Raw genomic sequence first — 22,296 nt, 5'->3', positions numbered from 1 at the left:
TTGTTTGGCTTTACGCCTCCGGCAGGTAGATGTGATGCGGCAGGCCCTCTACATAGATCGGGGTCAGCTCCGCCTGAACCAGCGGCAGGGCGTAGGCGAGGAACTCCTCGGTCATGGCGGTGTGGTCGGCGTTGACCCACTCGAGCGGGACCTTCTTCTCGAGGTTTGCGACCTCGCTGATCGGGTGCAGGCTGGTGCCGCACTGGTACGGCGCGTTGGAGATGCGGTCCAGCGCGACCATCTCGCCGGTGTGGCCCTCAAAGGCGGCCTTGGCGGCGGCGCCGCCGACCTGATAGGCCTCGGTGATGTCGGTGCGGCTGGTCAGATGGCCGGCGCAGCGCTGCAGGGTCGAAAGTTCGATGCAGCGGGTCTTGGTGTCCAGACGGCGGGCGACCGTGTTGGCCAAAAAGCGCGCCGTGCCGGTCAGGGCCTTGTGGCCGAAGGCATCGACTGCGTGTACATCGTCAGCCAGCTCGCAGACATAGCGGCCATCCTCCAGCTTGACGCCCTCGGACACGGCGATGACGATGGAGGGCTTCTCCTTCTGCATCCGCTCGACCTTCTCTACAAAGTGATCGACATTGAAGGGCACCTCCGGCAGGCAGATCATATCCACGCCCTCGCAGTCCTCGGCCTTGGCCAGTGCGGCGGCGGCGGTCAGCCAGCCGGCGTTGCGGCCCATGATCTCAACGATCGTCACATACTTCGTGCCGTAGACCGTGGCGTCGCGGATGATCTCCTTCATGACAACGCCAATGTACTTGGCGGCACTGCCGTAGCCGGGGGTGTGGTCGGTGACCATCAGGTCATTGTCGATCGTCTTGGGCACGCCCATAAAGCGGATATCGCTGCCGATGTGTGCGCCGTAGTCGGCCAGCTTGCCGATGGTATCCATCGAGTCGTTGCCGCCGATGTAGAAGAAGTAGCCGATGTCCAGCTCCTTCAGGATCTCAAACAGCTGAACATAGACGGCCTCGCCCTCGGCGGTGTGCCAGTCGGGCAGCTTGTAGCGGCAGGAGCCGAGGTAGCTGGACGGGGTGCGCTTGAGCAACTCGATGTCCAATGCGGTCTTAAGCTTGTCATCCAGCACGCAGGTGCGGCGCTCCAAAAGGCCGGCCACGCCGTGCAGCATACCGTAGACCTTGCCCGCGCCGCGGCGCTTGCAGCTTTCATAGACACCGGCCAGACTTGCGTTGATAACGGAAGTCGGGCCGCCGGACTGACCGACGATTGCGTTTTTTGCCATGGTTTTCCTCCTGCAAGCAGTGCTTGCCTCTGGTTTGTGGGATGCTCCCGGCCGGGTAGAGGCGCCGCGAAGCACACGAATTTTGTCATCCTCAGTGTACCATGCGGCGGCGGCATTTACCATTGCGGCGGTTGCTTATATGGCGGTGCGGGCAGGCAAAACGGTGCGGTTCCGCAGGGTGGAACTGCGGTGCGCGGCAAAATTCCGCAGATGGAATTGCGTTCCATAGTATGGAATTTTGCATCACGAATATTTGCAAGAATCGTTCGATAACCTTGCAAAAATTGCGGAACCGGGGCAAAGTTGTGCAAGATGACGAAGCACGGCGCGCCTGCCGCGTCGCCGACCTGCTGAAAAAAACAGGGCGGACGCCCAAAAATCTGAAATTTATTCTTGACAGGACTGCATGACCGTGTTATTCTTTACTCAACAAAAGCGTTGATGGGGAAAAGTACCGCCCAAGATCCGCACAGAGAGCCTGACGCATGGTGTAAGTCGGGACGGGGACGGGGCGCGAAGGAACACCCCGGAGCCGCCGCCTGAAACCCGGCAGGGGAGTAGGGTGCGCCGCAGGCCGTGCGTTACAGCGGCAGCGTTTCAAAGGTGAACGCGTACGGAAAAAGTGACCGTATGCCTGTATTTCGGCTGCGGTAATTTAGGTGGCACCGCGGATCCAAGACAGCGATTCGTCCTAATACAGGGCGAAAGGGCTGTCTTTTTTTGTTGCCGTTCGCAGCAACTGGTGTTGGAAGTATAAAAAGGAGTGTCACCGAAAATGTGCTGTATCATGGGCTATGCCGGGCATGATCTGCCCAAGGAAACCTTTGCCGAGTATCTGCTGCGCACCGCCAGCCGCGGTCCTGACGACCAGCGCGTCATCGAGACCGAGTTCGGACTGCTGGGCTTTGGCCGTCTGGCCATCATGGGCCTGACGCCGGAGGGAATGCAGCCCTTCACCCGCGGCGCGGACTGCGTGGCCTGCAACGGCGAGCTGTACGGCTTCCGCCCTGTCAAGGCCGAGCTGGAGGCCGAGGGCTACACCTTTGCGTCGGACTCCGACTGCGAGATTATTCTGCCGCTCTACTATAAGTACGGCCTTACTATGTTCAAGCATCTGGACGCCGAGTTTGCAATGATCCTCTACGACAGCCGCAAAAAGCTGCTTATCGCCGCGCGTGACCCCATCGGCATCCGTCCGCTGTTCTACGGCTACAGCGAGAGCGGGCACATTGCCTTTGCGTCCGAGGCGAAAAACCTTGTGGGACTGTGCAAAAAGATCTATCCGTTCCCGATCGGCAGCTACTACTGCAACGGTCAGTTTGTGCGGTACTGCGATATTGCCGACACCCCGGCCTATACGCAGGATGAGCTGCCCGAGATTTTGACGAACATCCGGGAAAAGCTTGTGGCCGGTGTGGATAAGCGCCTTGACGCCGACACCCCCGTCGGGTTCCTGCTGTCGGGCGGGCTGGATTCCAGTCTGGTCTGCGCCATTGCCGCCAAAAAGCTCGCCAAGCCGATCCGTACCTTTGCCATCGGCATGAGCGAGGACGCCATCGACCTGAAATACGCCAAGCAGGTGGCCGACTATCTCCACGCTGACCACACTGAGGTTATCATCAACCGGGAGATCGTGCTGCGCGCGCTCGAGGATGTCATTGCGATGCTGGGCACTTGGGACATCACAACGATCCGCGCCTCGGTGGGCATGTACCTTGTCTGCAAATACATCCATGAGCATACCGACATCCGGGTGCTGCTGACCGGCGAGATCTCCGATGAGCTGTTCGGCTACAAGTATACCGACTATGCGCCGAGTGCTGCCGCTTTCCAGACCGAGAGCCAGAAGCGCATCCGGGAGCTGTATATGTACGATGTCCTGCGCGCCGACCGCTCGATCAGCGTCAACAGTCTGGAGGCCCGCGTGCCGTTCGGTGATCTGGATTTTGTCAAGTATGTCATGGCCATCGACCCCGAAAAGAAGCTGAACACCTACGGCAAGGGCAAGTACCTGCTGCGCAAGGCTTTTGAGGGGGACTGGCTGCCCGAGAGCATCCTCTGGCGTGAGAAGGCCGCCTTCAGCGATGCGGTGGGCCACTCGATGGTGGATGATCTGAAGGAATACGCCGAGACCGTCTACACGGACCGCGAGTTTGCCGAGCGCTGCGGCCGCTACAGCTACTGCCGCCCCTTTACCAAGGAAAGCCTGCTCTACCGTGAACTCTTTGAGAAATACTACCCCGGTCAGGCCGGCATGATCGTTGATTACTGGATGCCAAACCGCGCATGGCCGCACTGCGATGTCAGCGACCCCAGCGCCCGTGTGCTGGCCAACTACGGCGCAAGCGGGCAATAAGGGGAAAGCTGCCCAAAGCCCCTCAGGCCTCGTAAACTCGGCCAGCTCCCCACTGCGTGGGGCGCCTTATTGCGCGGGCTTTACCGGCGGCCTTACCTCAAAACTTATTCTTGCATTTTCCCAAAACCTGTGTATAATAAAAAGCGATATCGCAGAGTAGGAACCTGCGCGTGGGGCGTCATGCCCCGAAGTGCCTGACCAACGGGGAGTTGTGGCAGGACGAAGCGGCCGTAAGGCCCGCGGTGCCGGTTCCGCATCCCACTGCTGCATGACGGTGTGCAACGGCGGATGTGGTGTTGTACACATCCTATCAAATTGCCTCCTCCCTTGTGCGGCAACGCACAAAGGAGGAGTTTTTATGTGCGAAGAAAAACTGTCCGTCTTTTCCGGCGCCTACTGGCGCACCGCCCGCAATGAGCTGAAAAACCCGCGGGTGCTGGCCTTTGCAGGGCTTGTCTGCGCGATTTCCATCGTGCTGGAAAGCCTGCCCATCTACCTGATGGGTCCAAGCCTCAAGATCTATTTCAGCTTTCTGGCTGTCTCGCTGGGGTGCATGTGCTACGGCCCGGTGACCGGTATGATGGCGGGTGCCATCATCGACTCGGTGGGTTTTCTGCTGGCGGGCTACGGTGAGCCGTATTTCCCCGGCTATCTGATCTCGGCTGTGCTGTCGGGGCTGATCTACGGCGTCATGCTCTACCGGCAGCAGCCCACGCTGCCGCGCGTCATCATCACACGGCTCATCATCAACTACGGCAGCAATGTGCTGCTGGGCAGCGTCTGGAAGGCGATGCTCTACGGCAAGGGCTACCTCTACTACATGACCTCCGGCGCAGTGAAAAACACCATCATGCTGCCCATCGAGGTTTTTCTGACCTGGATGGTGCTGAACGCCGCCGTAAAGCAGGGGCTGGACAAAAAATTTATCCATAAGCGGTAACAGGGACAACAGTGAAAATAAGCAGCAAAAGTCATACATTTTGTGCAAACAGTATGACTTTTGCTGCTTTTCTTTGTGCGTCCTGCTCATAGCAGTGTCCGCGTGAGCAAAACATTTACCGTTTTCGCCAAACTTTTCACAAAAATTTAAAAATTATTGCAAAAGCTGTGTGAAGCGGCTACAATGAGTTTTGCAAGATAGCAAAATGCGTCGATTCCCGGCACGGTCCGACACGAAACGGCGCATTTTGCCTTTTATATGCAGATATTACAGGGAGGAACAACACACATGAAGAAACTGATGGGCATTCTGCTGGCCGCCTCTATGGTGTTCAGCCTGGCCGCCTGCGGTTCCACCGCTAACACTGCCGCCAGCAGTGCCGCCGGCACCACGGCCACTGCCGAGGGCAGCAGCACGAACGCAGCGCCCGATGTCAAGATCGGCGCTATCGTTCTGGGCGACGAGACCGAGGGCTACAGCGCCGCGCACATCAACGGCATCAAGGAGGCCGCTGCCGAGCTGGGCATGAGCGATGACCAGATCGTCTGGAAGTACAAGATCCCCGAGGGCGGCGAGACCGCCGATGCAGCGGAGGATCTGGTCGGTCAGGGCTGCAACCTGATCATCTCCAACTCCTACGGCCACCAGACCTACATGGTCGAGGAGGCTGAGAAGTACCCCGATGTCAACTTTGTCGCCATGACCGGTGACTTTGCTGCCATCTCCGGCTGCAACAACTTCTACAACGCATTCACCTCTGTGTACCAGAGCCGCTATGTCTCCGGTGTGGTTGCCGGTATGAAGGTCAAGGAGCTGGTCGAGTCCGGCACCCTGACCCCCGAGACCCAGCCCGACAGCTTCACTGCTGACGGCAAGGTCAAGATCGGTTATGTCGGCGCTTACAACTACGCCGAGGTCGTCTCCGGCTATACCGCCTTCTTCCTTGGCGTTCAGAGCATCTACCCCGATGTCCAGATGGAGGTCATGTACACCAACTCCTGGTTCGATATCGACAAGGAGGGCGCTGCCGCCGAGGCCCTGATCGCCAACGGTGCGGTCATCATCGGCCAGCACGCCGACTCCACCGGTGCCCCCGCCGCCACCCAGAAGCTGAAGGATGCCGGCAAGATCTGCTACTCTGTCGGTTACAACATCGACATGCTCTCCACCGCCCCCACCGCCGCGCTGACCTCCGCCACCAATGTGTGGAGCGTCTGCTACAAGGAGCTGATCGAGGGTGCCCAGAACGGCAACATCCCCCAGAACTGGTGCAAGGGCTATGAGGATGGCGCCGTTGCCATCACCGATCTGGGACCCGAGGCCGCCGAGGGCACTGCCGCCAAGGTTGCCGAGGTCGAGGCTGCGCTGAAGGACGGCAGCCTGCATGTGTTTGACACCAGCAAGTTCACCGTTGACGGCAAGGAAGTCACCTCCTGCCCGGTCGATTTGACCTACTATGATTTCAGCACCGGCAGCCCCGTTGCCGTGTATCAGGGCAAGACCGAGGAGGCTGTCTCTGACGGTTACTTCCATGAGGGTGAGCTGCGCGCTGCCCCGACGTTCTCTCTGCGCATCGATGGCATCATCGAGGACGCTGACCCCGTCGCCTGATTCTGTCTGAATCTATAAGGGAAGACTGCGGTGAAACCGCGGCCTTCCCTTTTGGTGGTTATATCTGTCGTTGCAAATCAGGCCGTAGGGGCGCATTCCCTATGCGCCCGTGCAGCTTACGGCAGGTACCGCGGGCGGATATAGAATCCGCCCCTACGAAGATGTAGGGGTCGGCCTCCACGATGCCCCGAACCGTTGGCCGCACCACAATCACAAAATTGTTCCTGCCTTGATTTTTTGAATCCCTGTAGGGGCGAGGCATGCCTCGCCCGCAGCGTGACCGCGATTGCCCGCTTATGGGTGGCCGCGCAAGGCTGCGGGCCGGGCATGCCCGGCCCCTACCTACTTGACTCTTGAAAGGAGCCTGCATAATGGCGCAGAACGAATATGCTGTGCGCTTGGAGCACGTTACCAAGACCTTTGGCACTGTCGTGGCCAACAAGGATGTCTCTCTGGGCGTGCGCCGCGGCGAGATACTGGCCCTGCTGGGCGAAAACGGCAGCGGCAAAACGACCCTGATGAATATGATCGCCGGCATCTATTTCCCCGATGAGGGCGAGATCTATGTCGGTGATGAAGCGGTGACCATCCGCTCCCCGCGCGATGCGCTGGACCTCGGCATCGGCATGATCCACCAGCATTTCAAGCTGGTCGATGTATTCTCGGCTACCGAGAATATTGCCCTGTCGATGGGCGGCAAGGATAAATTCGACCTCAAGCGTGTCCACGACAAGGCCCGCGCCATCTGTGAGAAGTATGAGTTCAACCTCGATCTCAACCAGAAGGTCTATGAGATGAGCGTCAGCCAGAAGCAGACGCTTGAGATCGTCAAGGTGCTTTACCGCGGCGCGGATATTCTGATTCTGGACGAGCCGACGGCGGTTCTGACCCCGCAGGAGACCGAGAAGCTCTTCAGCGTCATCCGCAACATGAAGGCCGACGGCAAGGCGGTCATCATCATTACCCACAAGCTGCATGAGGTGCTGTCCATCAGCGACCGTGTGGCCATCCTGCGCAAGGGTGAGTATGTCGGCGACATCGCCACAAAGGACGCCGACGAGGCCAAGCTGACCGAGATGATGGTCGGTGAGAAGGTCGAGCTGAACATCGAGCGCCCCGAGCCGGTCGATCCGGTCAAGCGGCTTGAATTGTCGCACCTGACCGTGCGCAGTGCGGACGGCATCACCGTCCTTGACGATGCGTCCTTCACGGTGTACGGCGGCGAGATCCTCGGCATCGCGGGCATCTCCGGCAACGGCCAGAAGGAGCTGCTCGAGGCCATCGCCGGCCTGCAGCCGACGGAGAGCGGCGCGAGCATCGAGTATTTTGCCCCTGACGCAGCCGCCCCGGTGCAGCTGGTCGGCAAAAGCCCCAAGGCTATCCGCGAGGCGGGCATCCACCTCTCCTTCGTGCCGGAGGACCGCCTCGGCATGGGTCTGGTCGGCTCGATGGGCATGACCGACAACATGATGCTGAAAAGCTACGGCAAGGGCCATTCGCCCATCGTGGACCGCAAAGCCCCCCTTGCATTGGCCGAGACGATCAAGCGGGAGCTGGGTGTCGTTACGCCCGACCTGAACACGCCGGTCTCCCGCCTGTCGGGCGGCAATGTGCAGAAGGTGCTGGTCGGCCGCGAGCTGGCCGCCGACCCCATTGTGCTGATGACCGCCTACGCTGTGCGCGGGCTGGACATCAACACCTCCTACACGATCTACCATCTGCTGAATGAGCAGAAAAAGCGCGGTGTAGCAGTCATTTATGTCGGCGAGGATCTGGATGTCCTGCTGGAGCTGTGCGACCGCATCGTCGTGCTTTGCGGCGGTAAGGTCAACGGCATCCTCGACGGCCGTCATACCACGAAGGAAGAGGTCGGTCTGCGTATGACCAACCTGGTAAAGGAGGAGCAGGCATGAGTCAGACTGCTGCTGCGGCCCGCGAGCCGCTGCTGCGCATTGCCAAGCGCGAGGGCACCACGATGCCCCAGAAGATCGCCGTCCGTGCCATCGCCATCATTCTGGCGCTGGTCGTGGATGCTGTCTTTATCTTTTTTGTCACGGGGCTGAACCCGCTCGCCGTCTACGGCGTTATGTGGGGCGGCACCTTCGCCAACATGACCCGCTTCAGCTGGATGCTGCGCGATCTGTCTACGCTGCTCTGCGTTGGCATTGCGCTGGCCCCTGCCTTCAAGATGCGCTTCTGGAACTGCGGCGGTGAGGGTCAGATCCTGATCGGCGGCCTGACCGCCGCCCTCATCATGGTCTATCAGGGCAACAACCTGCCGCTGCCGCTGCTGTTTGTGGCTATGGCCGGCGGCAGCATAGCCGCGGGTGCGCTGTGGGGCGTTGTCCCTGCGTGGTTCAAGGCCCGCTGGAACACGAACGAGACGCTTTTCACCCTGATGATGAACTATGTTGCAACAAGCATTGTTGCCTGCATGACCAACATCATGCGCGGTCAGGCCTCCAGTCTGGGCACGCTGAACAAGGCCACCAAGGCGGGCTGGTTCCCCATTCTGATGGGCCAGCGCTACACCATCAACATCATTGTTGTTGTGGTGCTGACCTTTGTCATGTACGCCTACCTCAAATACTCCAAGCAGGGCTATGAGATCAGCGTTGTCGGCGAGAGCGAGAACACAGCCCGCTATGCCGGCATCAATGTCCGCCGCGTCACGGTGCGCACGATGCTGATCTCCGGCGCGATCTGCGGTCTCTGCGGCTTCCTGATCGTGGCCGGTAAGGACCAGACCATCTCGACCACCAGCGCGGGCGGCCGCGGCTTCACGGCCATCATCGTGGCGTGGCTTGCCAAGTTCAACACCTTCTATATGGCGCTGATCTCCTTCCTGCTCGTTTTCCTCGAGCGCGGCGCCTCGGAGATCGCCTCCGCCTACTCGCTGAACGAGTATGCCGCCGACATCATCACCGGCATCATTCTGTTCTTCATCCTCGGCAGTGAGTTCTTCATAAACTACCGCGTCATCCCGCGCGGCGCACACAAGGAGGGCAAGTGATATGCACAGCAGCTTGATTGCATGGATCATGCGTGCCATCCCGTTCGGTACGATCATTATGTACGGTGCGCTCGGCGAGACCGTGACCGAAAAATCCGGCAACCTCAACCTCGGCGTGCCGGGCATCATGTATCTGGGCGGCTTTGCGGGCTTTGCCAGCGCCTGGGCGTATGAGAATACCGCCGCCAACCCCAACGGCTTTGTCAGCATCCTCATCGCCATGTCCTGCGCGATCCTTGCCAGCATGGCCGGCGGCCTGATCTACGCCTTTTTGACCATCAGCCTGCGCGCCAACCAGAATGTCACCGGTCTGGCGCTGACGACCTTCGGCATGGGCGTGGCAAACTTCTTCGGCGTCTTTATCCTCAACGGTGCCAGCTACTCCGCCGCCCCCATTGCCAACAAGGCGTTCAGCGCAAAGCTCCCCGTCCTGTCCGGTCTGGGTGCGCTGGGGCAGACCGTGTTCTCCTACGGCTTTTTGGCCTACGCGGCCATCGCGCTGGCCGTTGTGCTGCACTGGTTCCTGACCCGCACCCGCGCGGGCCTTAACCTGCGCGCCGTGGGTGAAAACCCCGCCACGGCGGATGCAGCGGGCATCAATGTCACGCTTTACAAGTATCTGGCTACCTGCATCGGCGCAGGCATCTGCGGCATCGGCGGCCTGTACTATGTGCTGGACTACAATCAGGGCATCTGGGCCACCACCGGCCAGATCGAGGCGCTGGGCTGGCTGGCCGTGGCACTCGTCATCTTTACGACATGGAAGCCCCTCAATGCCATCTGGGGCGCCTACCTGTTCGGTATGCTCTACTGGCTGTACCAGTTCCTGCCCAGCCTGCTCGGCATCACGCTGGCCAGCTATATGACCGACCTTGTGCAGATGCTGCCCTATGTCGTCACCATCGTGGTGCTGATCGTGGTTTCGATGCGCAAGAAAAAGGAAAATCAGCCCCCGGCCCATCTGGGGCTTGCCTACTTCCGCGAGGAGCGGTAAAGAAGGCTGTGCGGCACATCTTTTGCGGAAGAGGTGCCGCTTTTTTCATGCTTCTTTCAAAAAATCAACACATTTGCAGGATATACTCATTTTTGTTGAAATATCACCTGCATAAAGAAGGGGAGCCGGTATGGCAGAGAAAACAAAGACAAAGCATAACCCGCTTGCATGGGTCAAGAAGCACAAAAAACTGACCGCCCTTTTGGCTGTTTTGCTGGCGGTGGGCATCGCCATCGCCGGTGTGCGGGGCAAGGCCCGGCAGGCCGGCGGCACGGCCTACCAGTATGTGCGCACCACCGTGCTGAGCAAAACAACGCTGAGCGATTCGGTCAGTGTCAACGGCACGGTCAAGTCGGGCAGCAGCGCCAGCGTTACGGCGGCGGATGCGGTCAAGACCTACAAGGTCACGGCAGTCAATGTCGCGGTCGGTGATACAGTCAGGAAGGGCGACATCATCGCCACGCTGGATACCGCCGATGTCGAAAAGCAGATCGCCAACGCCGAGCTTGACAGCAGCGATACCCGGACGAGCGCCGAGAAAAGCTATACCCGCAGCGTGGAGGATCAGGCCGCCGATCAGGCCAGCGCGCAGCAGGAGCTGGCAAAGGCCCAGCAGGAGTATGACACGCTCGGGCTGAACGACTACTACAGCACCATGACCACGGACGGCAACACCGGCAAGACGAACCGTGAGGTCGTGACGGACTGGTACACCCGCTATGCCGAGGAGATCGCCGGGTACGAGAATACCCTTGCCAACCTGCAGATCCAGCTGACGCAGGCCCAGCAGAGCGGCGAGACGGACCGCGCCGAGGGGCTGCAGGGCCAGATCGAGGACTATCAAAACCGTGAGAGCATCGCCAAGGCGCAGTGCAGCATCCCGGAGCTGGGGCTGCAGGGCTTTGACGCGGTGAAAAAGTGCTACGAGAGCATACAGAACTACGCCGATGCGCTGCAGAAGGCGCAGGAGTCCTACCAGAAGTCGGCCACGAATGCCGCGCGGAATGTGGACGATGCCGCTACCAAGCTTGCGCAGTCCCAGCGCGAGGACGATAAGCTGACCAGCCTGCAGACCGCACTGGAGGAATGCACCCTGACCGCCACGATGGACGGCACGATCACCGCCCTGAACGCCACAGTCGGCGATGTCTGCAGCGGCACGGTGGCCACGATTCAGGATGTGGAGAATCTGACCGTGGAGGTCACGATCCCCGCAAGCTCGGTCGGAAAGCTGTCCACCGGCATGACCTGCCGCATCACGAGCGATGCCACCGGCGATGCCGTCATCAGCGGTACGCTGACCCGCATCGACCCCGTGGCGAATGACAGCGGCAGCTTCGGCGCGACCGTCACGGTCAACGGGCAGGACAGCGGCCTGCTCATCGGTATCTCCGCCAAGGTCGAGATCGTCATCAGCGAGAAGGACGATGTCTTTACCGTCCCCCGCGATGCCGTGGGCACGAACGAGGACGGCACGACCTATGTGCTGCGCAGGACCGGCGGCGAGGGCACCGATATGACCTTTGAGAAGGTCGCCGTCACCGAGGGCGACACCAACGATTATTATGTGGAGATCACCGGCGATGATCTGCACGAGGGCGACATCATCCGCGCCACCGCCGACCTGACCCAGGGCATCGAGAGCAGCACCGACAGCGCCGCCCAGATGATGGAGGACGGCAGCCTCTATGTGGGGGACGGCAGCGATATGCCGGACGGCGTGACCATCGCCCCGGCAGCCGGCAATGATATGGGCGGCGGCCCCGGCGGCGGTCCCGGCGGGCCGGGAGGTCAGTGATGCAGAACACCGAACAGTTCGCCCAGACAATCGCGCAGAGCCTGCTCGGGGCGGAAGCTGACCACCCGGCCCGGCCGCTCATTGCGATGCGCGGCATCCGCAAAAGCTACTACATCGGCCAGCCAAATGAGCTGGAGATCCTGCACGGCATCGACCTGACCGTCTACCCCGGCGAGTTCGTTGCGATCGTGGGCGAGTCCGGCTCGGGCAAATCCACCCTGATGAACATTATCGGCGTGCTGGACAAGCCGACCGCCGGTGAGTATGTGCTGGACGGCGTGAACATCCATGAGGCCGATGACAACGATCTGGCGGCCATCCGCAACCGCAAGATCGGCTTTGTGTTCCAGACCTACAACCTGATCGGGCGGCAGAGCGCCCTGAAAAATGTCGAGCTGCCGATGCTTTACGCGGGTGTGCCCGCTGCCGAGCGCGCCCGCCGCGCCAAGGACTGGCTGGGCCGGGTCGGCATGGCCGAGCGGATGCGCCACCAGCCCAACGAGCTTTCCGGCGGGCAGAAGCAGCGTGTGGCGATCGCCCGCGCCATGGTCAACGAGCCGGCGCTGATTCTGGCCGATGAGCCGACCGGCGCGCTGGACAGCCAGACAAGCCGTGTCGTGATGGACCTCTTTCACGAAGTGCATGAAAAATACCACAAGACCATCGTGCTGATCACGCACAACCCCGCACTGGCCGAGGAGTGCCAGCGGGTGCTGACGCTGCGCGATGGGCTGATCGTGGGGGAACGAAAGGGGACAGGCGAACGTGCAGCTCTTTGAAAATATCAGCATGGCGCTGGCCAGTGTAAAAAGCAACAAGATGCGCAGCGCCCTGACCATGCTGGGTATCATCATCGGCATAGCGGCAGTCATTGCCATCGAAACGGTCGGCAACAGCATGACCGGCTCGGTCACCGATTCGATGGCCGGTATGGGTGCCAGCAACATTTCAGTCAGTGTTGTGCAGAAAAGCGCAAGCAATACCTCAGGCACGGCGCAGGGCGTCACGCTGCGGCGATTCAAGGACTCCAAGCCGTCGGACGCCGACCTCATCACCGATGCGATGATGCAGGATTTTCTGGATGCCTTCCCCGGCAAGGTCGATCATATCGAGCTGACCCAGCAGGTCGGCAGCGGTACGGTGGCAAAATACGGCGACCCGACCACGACCATCACAGCCACGGTCAGCGGTGCCAACGCCGCCATGCTGGAAAATCGTGACACGGATTCGCAGATTTTGTATGGCCGCTGGCTGGACGATGACAAGGATGCAGGCCGCAAGGTGGCCTGTGTGTCGGAAAAATTCGTTGCGCAGGCCATCGGCGGCACCGCGCAGGATGCCATCGGCAAGGCGGTGACGCTGACCATCAACAAGGACCTGTATACCTTTTATATAGAGGGCGTCTACCGCTATACCGAGGACAGCTATTCCAGCATGTTCTCCGGTACGGACGATGATTCGATCCAGACGGATTTTTATATCCCGCTTGATGTGGCAAAGTCCATCGCCGGGGCGGGGGCCGGTTACCAGAGCATCACGGTCGTGGCGGACGGCACGGCGGTCAATGTGACCTCGTTCGTGGATACGGTCGGCGATTTCTTCGCCAGCTACTACACCCGCAACGACTCCTGGACGGTCAGCGCCTCCAGTCTGGCAAGTCTGCTCGACTCGATGTCCTCGATGCTCAGCACGGTATCGCTGGGTATCTCCGCCATTGCGGCGCTCTCGCTGCTGGTGGGCGGCATCGGCGTTATGAACATTATGATGGTCTCCGTCACCGAGCGCACCCGGGAGATCGGTACCCGCAAGGCGCTCGGCGCCCCGGCGGCGGCAATCCGGATGCAGTTCATCACCGAGAGCGTCATCCTCTGCCTGATCGGCGGCATCGCCGGTATCCTGCTGGGGCTGGCCCTCGGTGCGGGGCTGAGCAAGGCTGTGGGTTACGCCGCCCGCCCGAGCCTGACCGCCATCGTGGTAGCAGTCGGCTTCAGCATGGCCATCGGCGTGTTTTTCGGCTACTATCCCGCCAACAAGGCCGCAAAGCTTGATCCCATCGAGGCCCTGCGGTACGAGTAAACTCTGCCCCCGCGCATTGCGCGGGGGATTTTTTTGTGCTATACTCATACTGGGAAAGTGAGATGTACCATGAGGTGAAAAAAGAACGACTGTTTACAAACCAACAGCTGCTGGCGCTGCTCTGGCCGCTTATCATCGAGCAGGCGCTCGGTGTTCTGGTGGGCATGGCCGATACCGTCATGGTCTCCTCAGTGGGGGAGGCCGCGATCTCCGGCGTGTCGCTGGTGGATATGATCAATCAGCTTATCATCACAGTGTTCGGTGCGCTGGCAACCGGCGGCGCGGTCGTGACCAGCCAGCATCTGGGCGCCAAGCGGCCTGAGGAGGCCGCCCGCAGCGCCGGGCAGCTGGTGGGGCTCAGCGGTATTCTCGGCACGACGGTGGCGGTGTTCTGCCTTGTGACCCGCACGGCACAGCTGCGGCTCTTCTTCGGCACGATCAGCGAGGATGTCATGCAGGCGTGCCTGATCTACTTTACGATCACGGCGCTGTCGTTTCCGTTTCTGGCACTCTACAACGCGGGCGCGGCGATCTTCCGCTCCACCGGCAACAGCGCGGTGTCAATGAAGGTCTCGGTCCTTGTCAACGCCATCAACTTCTGCGGCAACGCGCTCTGCGTCTTTGTGCTGCGCATGGGCGTTGCGGGCGTTGCAGTCCCCACGCTGGTCTCCCGCGCGGTGGGGGCGGTCATCATTCTGTCACTGGCCGCTAGGCGGGACTACGCGCTGCGCATCACGCCGCGCACGGTTACCCGGCTGGAGGGGCGCACCGTCAAGGGCATTCTCTACATCGGCATCCCCTCAGCGTTTGAGAACAGCCTGTTCCAGCTTGGCCGGGTGCTGGTCGTCTCGATGATCTCACTGTTCGGCACGGTGCATATCTCGGCCAATGCGGTGGCCAACAATCTCGATGCAGTCGGCTGCATCGTCGGCAACGCAATGGGCCTTGCCATGATCACGGTCGTGGGGCGCTGTGTCGGCGCACAGGACTTTGAGCAGACAAAGCATTATACAAAAAAGCTGCTTTTGTGGGATTATATCGCTCAGGGCACCGTGAATCTGCTGGTGCTGCTCTTCCTGAACCGGATTTTGGGCATGTACACCCTCTCGCCGGAGACGCGCGCCCTGTCTTGGACGCTGGTCATGATCCATAACGGTATGGCGATTCTGCTGTGGCCGGCCGGGTTTGTGCTGCCCAATGCCCTGCGTGCCGCCAACGATGTGCGGTTCACGATGCTCACCTCGATCCTCTCGATGATCGTCTGGCGCATGGGCCTGAGCTGGGTCCTCTGTGTCAATATGGGCATGGGCGCGGTCGGTGTCTGGCTGGCCATGGTCGTGGACTGGATCTGCCGTGTGACCTGCTTTGTGATCCGCTTTGCCAGCGGTGCATGGCAAAAGAGCGCAGTGAAAAAGGTATAGCAAATAAAGCCACCCTTTGACAGGGGAGGCTTAAAAAGGAGTCTATCAATGAAATTCATCAGCTGGAATGTCAACGGCCTGCGCGCCTGTCTTAAAAAAGGCTTTGAGGATGTGTTCCGCACGCTGGACGCGGACTTTTTCTGCATTCAGGAAACGAAAATGCAGCCCGGGCAGGCCGACTTTGCGCCAGAGGGCTACACCGAGTACATCTACAGCGCCGATAAAAAGGGCTACTCCGGCACGGCTGTCTGGGCCAAAACACCGGCGCTCAGCGTGCGGTACGGTCTGGACGAGGATGTCCATAACCATGAGGGCCGCGCCATCACGCTGGAATACCCGGATTTCTACCTTGTCAACCTCTATGTTCCCAACGCCCAGAACGAGCTGGCGCGCATCGACTACCGTATGCAGTGGGAGGATGATCTGCGCCGCTACCTGCAGAGGCTTGACGCCGAAAAGCCGGTCATTCTTTGCGGAGATCTGAATGTGGCGCATGAGAACATCGACCTGAAGAATCCCGGCCCCAACCGCGGCGCGGCGGGCTTCAGCGATCAGGAGCGCGGCAAGCTGGACGAGCTGCTGGCGGCAGGCTTTACCGATTCCTTCCGCCGCCTGCACCCCGATGCCACAGGCATGTATAGCTGGTGGAGCATGCGGTTCCGCGCGCGGGAGCGCAACGCGGGCTGGCGTATCGACTATTTTCTGGTCAGCGACCGCATTGCCGACAAAATCCAGACCGCTGCGATCCTGATGGATGTGATGGGCAGCGACCACTGCCCGGTGGAGCTGGATATGAAATTTTAAAAAGATAAAAGATAATAGATAAAAGATAATAAAATTGGTGGAGTTTTCTCCCTTGGGTCGAAAACGAAAAACGTAGGGGCGGGGCTCTGCTCCGCCCGCGAACGTTCGCCTAGAGGCAGACTTTCCGGGTGGAGTAGAACCACGCCCCTACGAGTATTTTTTAGCGGTGCGTCAGCGCCGTGATTTACCATTTTTATTATCTATTATCTTTTATCTATTATTTATTAAAATTTTTCCCCCGCGCTTGCAATATCGGCGCTGGGGAATTCGTTTTAGTATACAGAAGGACAAAGCAAAGGAGGTGTGGGCGCTGACAAATGAGGAATTTACCGGGCTGATGCAGCAGTACCAAAGACTGATCTACACAGTCTGCCTGCAGTTTGTTCATGACCCCCACACCGCGGAGGATCTGACCCAGGACACCTTTCTCTCGGCGTTCTCGGCCATAGACCGGTGCGAGCCGCAGTATTATAAGCAGTGGCTTGTGCGGGTGGCGGCCAACAAATGCAAGGACCACCTGAAAAGCGCATGGGTGCGCAGGGTGGAGGCCCCGGGTGACGATGCCATGCCGGAGCCGCGCGGCGCCCCCGGCACCGATGCCGATGACCCGGCGGAAAGCGTGCTGGCGCGCGCCGGTGCCGCAGAGCTGGAGCAGCTTGTGCGCACCCTGCGCGAGCCCTACGGAAAAATCGCCGTCCTGTACTTTTTGGAGCACAAAGAGAGCGCTGAGATTGCAAGGCTTGTGGGCCGCCCGCCCGCAACCGTCAACAGCCAGCTTTGGCGTGCAAAGCTGCTGCTTCGCCAGCAGATACTTGAAAGGAGGCAGAGGGAATGAGCCTGTATTTTGATAATGAAAAGCTGTTTGACGCCGAGGGCCACCTGACCGATGCGGGCCTGTACGCGCTGAAGGACGGCACGCTCGATGATCTTGGCGCGCTGGAGGCCGCCGAGCATCTGAGCTTCTGCGACTACTGCCTGCTGCGCTACACGGCACTGATCGAGGCCGCGCCCGAGGCCATGAAACAGCCCATGCGCGACCTGATCCCTCAGGTGCAGAATCTGATGCGGCTGCGCAGCTTCCGCATCATGACAAACCGGTATGTGTCGGCCGCTGCGGCGGTGGTGCTGGGCTTTGTGCTGTGGGGCGCGGTCAGCACATTCGGCCTGCCGGATGTCTCCGCCCTGACCGCCCAGCAGCCCACCACCCCGCATGAGCGGTTCGGCACCAAATTCAGCACCGCCGTCAACGGCTTTTACAAGAGCCTCGACGATACCTTCAAAAGCTTTACCCTGACCGCGGAAAACGGTCTTGACCAAATCAGAGCACAAACCATCGGCGGCAGCACCGCCAAGGGAGAATGACCTATGAAAAAGAATGGATTCCTGACCTTTATCTTCGCCTGCATCCCCGGTGCGGGGCAGATGTACTACGGCTATATGCAGCGCGGCCTGTCGATTGCGATGATACTGATACTCTGTGTGATGGCGGCCACCGTCGTTGAACCGCTGCTGTTCCTCTGCCTTGTCATCTGGATGTACAGCTTTTTTGACACCTATGACCTCATCCGCCACATGGCAGCCGGTGAGCCGAAGGAGGATTCCCTGCTGGTTCTGGGCAATTATGAGGAAATCAAAAAGCTGCTCCCCCAGCACAACAGACTGATTGGCTGGGGTCTGGTCGGCATCGGCGTCTGGGCACTGTATGAGACATTCATCTCAAACTGGCTCTATACGCTGCTGTGCAATCTTGTGGGCAACGGCTACGCCTACGACATCATCACCGGCATACCGAATGTTGTCATTGCGGCACTGCTGATTTTCGCGGGCCTCAAGCTGCTGGGCCTGCACCCCGAAACGAAGCACAGCGATGACGAGCTGCCGCCGTATCCGCATGAATAACTGTGCCTTCCCCCTTGGGGGGAGGGGACGCCGCAGCGCCGGATGAGGGGCGGCCTTATGGACGCCGCTCGTCTGCCTTTTGCCGCAGGGTAGGGGCGGGACATGTCCCGCCCGCTGCTGACCCACCGCCGCTGTGCCCGCCATACACGCGCGGGCCGGGCATGCCCGGCCCCTACTATGCAACGAAGAATAAATGAGGTAATAAATCATGGACGAAAAAACCACCCCGAAAAAGACACGCCGCGTGGGAACGCTGGCGTTTGCGCTGGTGCTGATTCTGGCAGGCGTTCTGCTGATGCTCTACCAGCTAATGCCCAGCCTTGACCTGCTTTGGATCTTGAAGTTTTCGCCTGCAATCCTCATCGTGCTGGGCATCGAACTGCTGTTCTACAGCAGTAAGCCCGATGTCAGGGTACGGTTTGACTGGCTGTCGATGCTCGGCTGTGCCTTTATCCTCTGCATAGTGGGCACAGCGGCCGTCCTGCCCACGGTGTGGCATCTGTGGGGCCCCGAGCGGGAGCATGCGGCCAGCCGCATTGAGTCCGAAAAGGTCGCCGGCATCTATAACGCCCTGACCGGGGACCCGGCGCTGAAATCCCGCGTTGCCAATGTGCATGTAAAAGTCTGGATCAGCCATACGGCAAGCGACAGCTACGCGCTGCAGGCCGGCGATGAATGTGCGCTGTACCTCAGCTTTACGGCAGAGTATGACAGTGACGAGGCATTTGCCGCAGACTGCCAGGCAGTGGTGCAGGCCGCCGATGCAAACGGGCTGGGCTTTACGACCTACTACTTCAGCTCGTGTGATGACCTGCAGGAGGGAACGCGGTACACTCTGGACTGCAACGCTGCTTTCCCGGTGGGACTGACCGCTGCCCAGCTGGCCGGGCGTGTCGAGAAGGAGTATTACTATGACGGCAGCGCCTTCTCCACCGAGGCAGACCGAGACAGCTATATCCGGGCGCAGCTGGAGGATGAGATCGCGCAGGAGTATGAAGCAGCACACGATGGCGAAAGCATGACCAAGGAATACCTTGACAGCGAGGTCGAGCGCCGCCTTGCCGCCCTGAACGGCACCGCCACCCCGGAAACTGCAGCAGCATGACACAACGCCGAGACCCGATGATGGGGTCTCGGCTTTTTATGTGAAAAGTTCCGATTGACAGTCTGCGCGCCGAACCGTATAATAGACCGTACACGGCAAAAAAGGAGAAGGTATGGAAAAAACGGAAAAGCTGGCGCTGCGGGAATGTCTGATCTGTGACCGCGCATTTTACCGGCATGTGCTGGTGGTCGTTCTGCCGATCATTGTACAGAACACCCTGACAAATGTAGTATCCCTGCTCGACAATGTCATGGTCGGGCAGGTCGGCACGCTGCCTATGAGCGGCGTTGCCGTGGTAGGCCAGCTGTTGTTCGTCTACAATCTGGCGGTCTGGGGCAGCACTGCAGGCGCAGGCATCTTCGGCGCGCAGTTCTACGGCCGCGGAGATATGGAGGGCGTGCGCCACACCTTCCGGTTCAAGCTGCTGGTGGCGCTTGCCATCACAGCGGCAGCCATCGGGCTGTTTCTCGCCGCAGGGCCTTCACTCATCGGGGCCTATATCGCGGCGGATACCTCCCCGGCGGACGCCGCTGCGACCCTGCAATATGCCGAGGGGTATCTGCGCATTATGCTCGTCGGGCTTGTGCCCTTCGGCCTGACCCAGTGCTATGCGGGCACCCTGCGTGAGAGCGGCCAGACCGTGCTGCCCATGAAGGCCAGTATGCTGGCCATGGTCGTGAACTTTATCTTCAATGCGCTGCTCATCTTCGGCATAGGGCCGTTCCCGCGCATGGGCGTGGCCGGCGCTGCCATTGCCACGGTGCTGTCCCGCTTTGTGGAGCTGGCCATCGTGGTGGTGGGTGCCCACCGCAGCAGCGACCGCTACCCCTTCCTGCGGGGCATCTACAGCAGCTTTGCGATCCCCGGTGCGCTGGTGCGGGACATCCTGATCCGCTCCACGCCGCTGCTGGCCAACGAGCTGATGTGGGGTGCCGGGCAGGCTGTGCTGCTGCAGTGCTACTCGGTGCGCGGCATTCAGGCGGTGGCCGCACTGAACATCTGCAACACCATCGCCCAGATCTTCAATGAGGTGTTCCTCTCGCTGGGCAACGCCACGGCCATCGTTGTCGGGCAGGAGCTGGGTGCCGACCGGCTGACCGGGGCGCGCCGCACGGCCTGGCGTATGATCACCCTGAGCCTTACCAGCTGCGTTATTATGGGTACGCTGCTGGCACTCTGCTCGCCCTATATTCCGCGCATTTATAATACCGAGGAATCCATCCGCCTGCTGGCGACCGAGCTGATCTGCATGGCGGCGCTCTGCATGCCGCTGTACGGCTTTTCCAACTGCGCGTATTTTACGCTGCGGTCCGGCGGCAAGACCTTTATCACCTTCCTGTTTGACAGCTGCTTTACCTGGGCTGTCTCGGTCCCTCTGGCCTACGGCCTGTCCCGCTTTACCGGGCTGAATATCGTTGCGATCTATCTGCTCGTCAATGGTATGGACATCGTCAAATGCGCCATCGGCTTTGTGCTGGTGAAAAAAGGCATCTGGGTGAAGAATATTGTAAAGGAATAGTTTCCTTACCGCAGGCCGGTGCCGGGCATCGGCCTCTATAAGTCCCATGAAGGAGATGTACACCCCTATGACCACCGCACACAAAAGCCGCGTGCTGGATATGACCCGGGGAGACCCATTCCGACTGGTGCTGCAGTTCTCGCTGCCGCTTTTCTGCTCAAATCTGCTGCAGCAGGTCTACAACCTGACCGACACCGCTTTGGCGGGGCATCTGCTTGGCTCCGCCGCTCTGGCGGAGATCGGCGCTACCGCCGCACTGTACGGGCTGATCATGAACTTTGCCTTCGGCATGAACAATGGTCTGGCATTGACGGTCAGCCGCTGCTTTGGGGCAGGGGAGCGAGAGGGCATCCGCCGCGCCGTCGGCTGGATGGTCACCCTTTCGGCGGCGGTGTCGATAGTGCTGACCACAGTGTCGCTGCTGGGACGCGGTGCGCTGCTGCAGGCGCTGCAGGTCCCTGCCGAGGTGTGGGACGGCGCAGCTGCCTACCTGACTGTTATTCTGCTGGGCATCCCGCTGACAATGCTGTACAATATGGAGGCCGCCCTGCTGCGCGCTGTGGGCAACAGCGTTACACCGCTTTTGTTCCTCCTGTTCAGCAGCGTGCTGAATGTCGGCTTGGACGCCGCCTTTATGGGCCCGCTGGGCATGGGGGTGCGCGGTGCCGCTGTAGCCACGGTGTTGGCGCAGGGCATCAGCGCCGTGCTGGGCGCAGTGTATCTGGTCCGCAGCTATCCGGAGCTGCACTTCACCCCCGCGCATTTCAAAAAGTCTGCCCGCCGCGCGGTCATGAATATGTTCTGGGCCGGTATGAGCATGGGCCTGATGAGTGCGATCTACAATCTGGGCAGCGTGGCGCTGCAAAGCAGCATCAACGCGCTGGGCAGTGTCTATATCACGGCCCAGACGGCGGCCCGCCGCATGGCAGAGATGTACTTTATCCCGGGCGGTGCGCTTGGCATCGGTGTGGCAACCTTCAGCAGCCAGAACCTCGGCGCAGGCCGCCGCAGCCGCATTGGTCAGAGCGTCCGCGCAGCGCTGAAGATCTATTTTGTCTGGTGGCTTTTTGTTCTGGCGTTTACCTTCCTGCTGGGCGAGCCGGTGCTGCGCCTTATCACCGGCAGCAGCGATGCGCGCATCATCTCCAACGCGATGCTGTATCTCAAGATCAGCGTACCGATCATCCCGCCTATGGCCGTACTGGTGATCCTGCGCAATATGCTGCAGGGCATCCGCCACACGGTCGAGCCGCTGCTGGCCAGCGCGCTGGAGCTGATCGGCAAGGTGATCTTCGCAGTCTGGCTGGTGCCGGTCTGGGGCTACCGCGCTGTCTGCTTCTGCGAGCCAACGACATGGATCATCTGCTTTGTGTTCATCCTGCTGGCAGTCTGGCGCTGCCGCAGCGACCTGCAGGACGCCTGCCCACCCGATAAAACACCGGCCTGAAAAAAATCTCATATTTCGACCCGCACACCCTTGGCAAACCGGATAATTTCTGGTATACTATATAGTA

General features: G+C 60.2%; 19 protein-coding genes, 1 riboswitch and 1 other annotated feature. Of the genes, 18 read left to right on the top strand and 1 reads right to left on the bottom strand.

Annotated elements, in window-relative coordinates:
- Window positions 1-10: 10 nt before the first annotated feature.
- Window positions 11-1,246: a 6-phosphofructokinase gene (locus OGM67_09175; protein ID UYJ33757.1), complete on the bottom strand. Its 1,236-nt coding sequence runs from the start codon at window positions 1,244-1,246 to the stop codon at window positions 11-13.
- 230 nt (window positions 1,247-1,476) lie between these two features.
- Between OGM67_09175 and OGM67_09170 the strand changes: the two genes are divergently transcribed.
- The 18 genes from OGM67_09170 (at window position 1,477) to OGM67_09085 (ending at window position 22,229) form a co-directional block, all read left to right on the top strand.
- Window positions 1,477-1,656 carry a hypothetical protein gene (locus OGM67_09170; GenBank protein UYJ33756.1) on the top strand — a complete coding sequence of 60 codons (180 nt, stop codon included), beginning with the start codon at window positions 1,477-1,479 and terminating at the stop codon, window positions 1,654-1,656.
- 19 nt (window positions 1,657-1,675) lie between these two features.
- Window positions 1,676-1,943 (top strand) — a binding site (T-box leader).
- Window positions 1,944-2,021: 78 nt separating this feature from the next.
- Entirely contained in the window at window positions 2,022-3,602 is a 1,581-nt protein-coding gene (gene asnB / locus OGM67_09165; GenBank protein UYJ33755.1) for an asparagine synthase B, read from the top strand.
- A 150-nt stretch (window positions 3,603-3,752) separates the two neighbouring features.
- Window positions 3,753-3,868: riboswitch (THF riboswitch) on the top strand.
- A 92-nt stretch (window positions 3,869-3,960) separates the two neighbouring features.
- Window positions 3,961-4,542, top strand: a complete 582-nt coding sequence (locus tag OGM67_09160; protein ID UYJ33754.1) for a folate family ECF transporter S component — start codon at window positions 3,961-3,963, stop codon at window positions 4,540-4,542.
- Between the two features lie 288 nt (window positions 4,543-4,830).
- Window positions 4,831-6,153 (top strand): BMP family ABC transporter substrate-binding protein, encoded by a 1,323-nt coding sequence (locus OGM67_09155; GenBank protein ID UYJ33753.1) that lies wholly within the window; start codon window positions 4,831-4,833, stop codon window positions 6,151-6,153.
- A 371-nt stretch (window positions 6,154-6,524) separates the two neighbouring features.
- Window positions 6,525-8,066 (top strand): ABC transporter ATP-binding protein, encoded by a 1,542-nt coding sequence (locus OGM67_09150; protein ID UYJ33752.1) that lies wholly within the window; start codon window positions 6,525-6,527, stop codon window positions 8,064-8,066.
- Window positions 8,063-9,166 carry an ABC transporter permease gene (locus tag OGM67_09145; protein UYJ33751.1) on the top strand — a complete coding sequence of 368 codons (1,104 nt, stop codon included), beginning with the start codon at window positions 8,063-8,065 and terminating at the stop codon, window positions 9,164-9,166. Before OGM67_09150 ends, OGM67_09145 begins: the two co-directional genes overlap by 4 nt.
- 1 nt (window position 9,167) lies before the next feature.
- Window positions 9,168-10,160 (top strand): ABC transporter permease, encoded by a 993-nt coding sequence (locus tag OGM67_09140; protein UYJ33750.1) that lies wholly within the window; start codon window positions 9,168-9,170, stop codon window positions 10,158-10,160.
- A gap of 130 nt (window positions 10,161-10,290) precedes the next feature.
- On the top strand, window positions 10,291-11,958 hold the full coding sequence (locus tag OGM67_09135; GenBank protein ID UYJ33749.1) for an efflux RND transporter periplasmic adaptor subunit: 1,668 nt from the start codon (window positions 10,291-10,293) through the stop codon (window positions 11,956-11,958).
- Between the two features lie 86 nt (window positions 11,959-12,044).
- Entirely contained in the window at window positions 12,045-12,737 is a 693-nt protein-coding gene (locus OGM67_09130; GenBank protein UYJ36218.1) for an ABC transporter ATP-binding protein, read from the top strand.
- Entirely contained in the window at window positions 12,724-14,034 is a 1,311-nt protein-coding gene (locus OGM67_09125) for an ABC transporter permease (GenBank protein UYJ33748.1), read from the top strand. The genes OGM67_09130 and OGM67_09125 overlap by 14 nt, the downstream gene beginning before the upstream one ends.
- A gap of 62 nt (window positions 14,035-14,096) precedes the next feature.
- Window positions 14,097-15,455 carry an MATE family efflux transporter gene (locus OGM67_09120; GenBank protein UYJ36217.1) on the top strand — a complete coding sequence of 453 codons (1,359 nt, stop codon included), beginning with the start codon at window positions 14,097-14,099 and terminating at the stop codon, window positions 15,453-15,455.
- Window positions 15,456-15,503: 48 nt separating this feature from the next.
- Window positions 15,504-16,259: an exodeoxyribonuclease III gene (locus tag OGM67_09115; GenBank protein UYJ33747.1), complete on the top strand. Its 756-nt coding sequence runs from the start codon at window positions 15,504-15,506 to the stop codon at window positions 16,257-16,259.
- A 337-nt stretch (window positions 16,260-16,596) separates the two neighbouring features.
- Window positions 16,597-17,094, top strand: a complete 498-nt coding sequence (locus OGM67_09110) for a sigma-70 family RNA polymerase sigma factor (GenBank protein UYJ33746.1) — start codon at window positions 16,597-16,599, stop codon at window positions 17,092-17,094.
- Window positions 17,091-17,621, top strand: coding sequence for a hypothetical protein (locus OGM67_09105; GenBank protein UYJ33745.1), 531 nt, complete (start codon window positions 17,091-17,093; stop codon window positions 17,619-17,621). The genes OGM67_09110 and OGM67_09105 overlap by 4 nt, the downstream gene beginning before the upstream one ends.
- Before the next feature lie 3 nt (window positions 17,622-17,624).
- Window positions 17,625-18,158: a hypothetical protein gene (locus OGM67_09100; protein ID UYJ33744.1), complete on the top strand. Its 534-nt coding sequence runs from the start codon at window positions 17,625-17,627 to the stop codon at window positions 18,156-18,158.
- A 208-nt stretch (window positions 18,159-18,366) separates the two neighbouring features.
- Window positions 18,367-19,263, top strand: a complete 897-nt coding sequence (locus OGM67_09095) for a hypothetical protein (protein ID UYJ33743.1) — start codon at window positions 18,367-18,369, stop codon at window positions 19,261-19,263.
- A gap of 112 nt (window positions 19,264-19,375) precedes the next feature.
- Window positions 19,376-20,782, top strand: a complete 1,407-nt coding sequence (locus OGM67_09090) for an MATE family efflux transporter (protein ID UYJ33742.1) — start codon at window positions 19,376-19,378, stop codon at window positions 20,780-20,782.
- A gap of 67 nt (window positions 20,783-20,849) precedes the next feature.
- Window positions 20,850-22,229 carry an MATE family efflux transporter gene (locus OGM67_09085; GenBank protein ID UYJ33741.1) on the top strand — a complete coding sequence of 460 codons (1,380 nt, stop codon included), beginning with the start codon at window positions 20,850-20,852 and terminating at the stop codon, window positions 22,227-22,229.
- The last annotated feature ends 67 nt before the right edge of the window (window positions 22,230-22,296 follow it).

It is taken from the genome of Oscillospiraceae bacterium (assembly GCA_025757985.1).
Lineage (GTDB): Bacteria > Bacillota > Clostridia > Oscillospirales > Ruminococcaceae > Gemmiger.
Note: the sequence above shows the minus strand (reverse complement) of the source record. Positions and strands in the feature narration are given on the sequence as shown.

Excerpts from the sequence above, each read along its gene's own strand:
- OGM67_09095 (UYJ33743.1), top strand. The coding sequence starts at position 18,367 with ATGGACGAAAAAACCACCCCGAAAAAGACACGCCGCGTGGGAACGCTG.
- OGM67_09100 (UYJ33744.1), top strand. The coding sequence starts at position 17,625 with ATGAAAAAGAATGGATTCCTGACCTTTATCTTCGCCTGCATCCCCGGT.
- OGM67_09155 (UYJ33753.1), top strand. The coding sequence starts at position 4,831 with ATGAAGAAACTGATGGGCATTCTGCTGGCCGCCTCTATGGTGTTCAGC.
- OGM67_09120 (UYJ36217.1), top strand. The coding sequence starts at position 14,097 with ATGTACCATGAGGTGAAAAAAGAACGACTGTTTACAAACCAACAGCTG.
- OGM67_09105 (UYJ33745.1), top strand. The coding sequence starts at position 17,091 with ATGAGCCTGTATTTTGATAATGAAAAGCTGTTTGACGCCGAGGGCCAC.
- OGM67_09145 (UYJ33751.1), top strand. The coding sequence starts at position 8,063 with ATGAGTCAGACTGCTGCTGCGGCCCGCGAGCCGCTGCTGCGCATTGCC.
- OGM67_09150 (UYJ33752.1), top strand. The coding sequence starts at position 6,525 with ATGGCGCAGAACGAATATGCTGTGCGCTTGGAGCACGTTACCAAGACC.
- OGM67_09160 (UYJ33754.1), top strand. The coding sequence starts at position 3,961 with ATGTGCGAAGAAAAACTGTCCGTCTTTTCCGGCGCCTACTGGCGCACC.
- asnB (UYJ33755.1), top strand. The coding sequence starts at position 2,022 with ATGTGCTGTATCATGGGCTATGCCGGGCATGATCTGCCCAAGGAAACC.
- OGM67_09140 (UYJ33750.1), top strand. The coding sequence starts at position 9,168 with ATGCACAGCAGCTTGATTGCATGGATCATGCGTGCCATCCCGTTCGGT.
- OGM67_09115 (UYJ33747.1), top strand. The coding sequence starts at position 15,504 with ATGAAATTCATCAGCTGGAATGTCAACGGCCTGCGCGCCTGTCTTAAA.
- OGM67_09170 (UYJ33756.1), top strand. The coding sequence starts at position 1,477 with ATGGAATTTTGCATCACGAATATTTGCAAGAATCGTTCGATAACCTTG.
- OGM67_09090 (UYJ33742.1), top strand. The coding sequence starts at position 19,376 with ATGGAAAAAACGGAAAAGCTGGCGCTGCGGGAATGTCTGATCTGTGAC.
- OGM67_09110 (UYJ33746.1), top strand. The coding sequence starts at position 16,597 with ATGCAGCAGTACCAAAGACTGATCTACACAGTCTGCCTGCAGTTTGTT.
- OGM67_09085 (UYJ33741.1), top strand. The coding sequence starts at position 20,850 with ATGACCACCGCACACAAAAGCCGCGTGCTGGATATGACCCGGGGAGAC.
- OGM67_09175 (UYJ33757.1), bottom strand. The coding sequence starts at position 1,246 with ATGGCAAAAAACGCAATCGTCGGTCAGTCCGGCGGCCCGACTTCCGTT.
- OGM67_09135 (UYJ33749.1), top strand. The coding sequence starts at position 10,291 with ATGGCAGAGAAAACAAAGACAAAGCATAACCCGCTTGCATGGGTCAAG.
- OGM67_09130 (UYJ36218.1), top strand. The coding sequence starts at position 12,045 with ATGCGCGGCATCCGCAAAAGCTACTACATCGGCCAGCCAAATGAGCTG.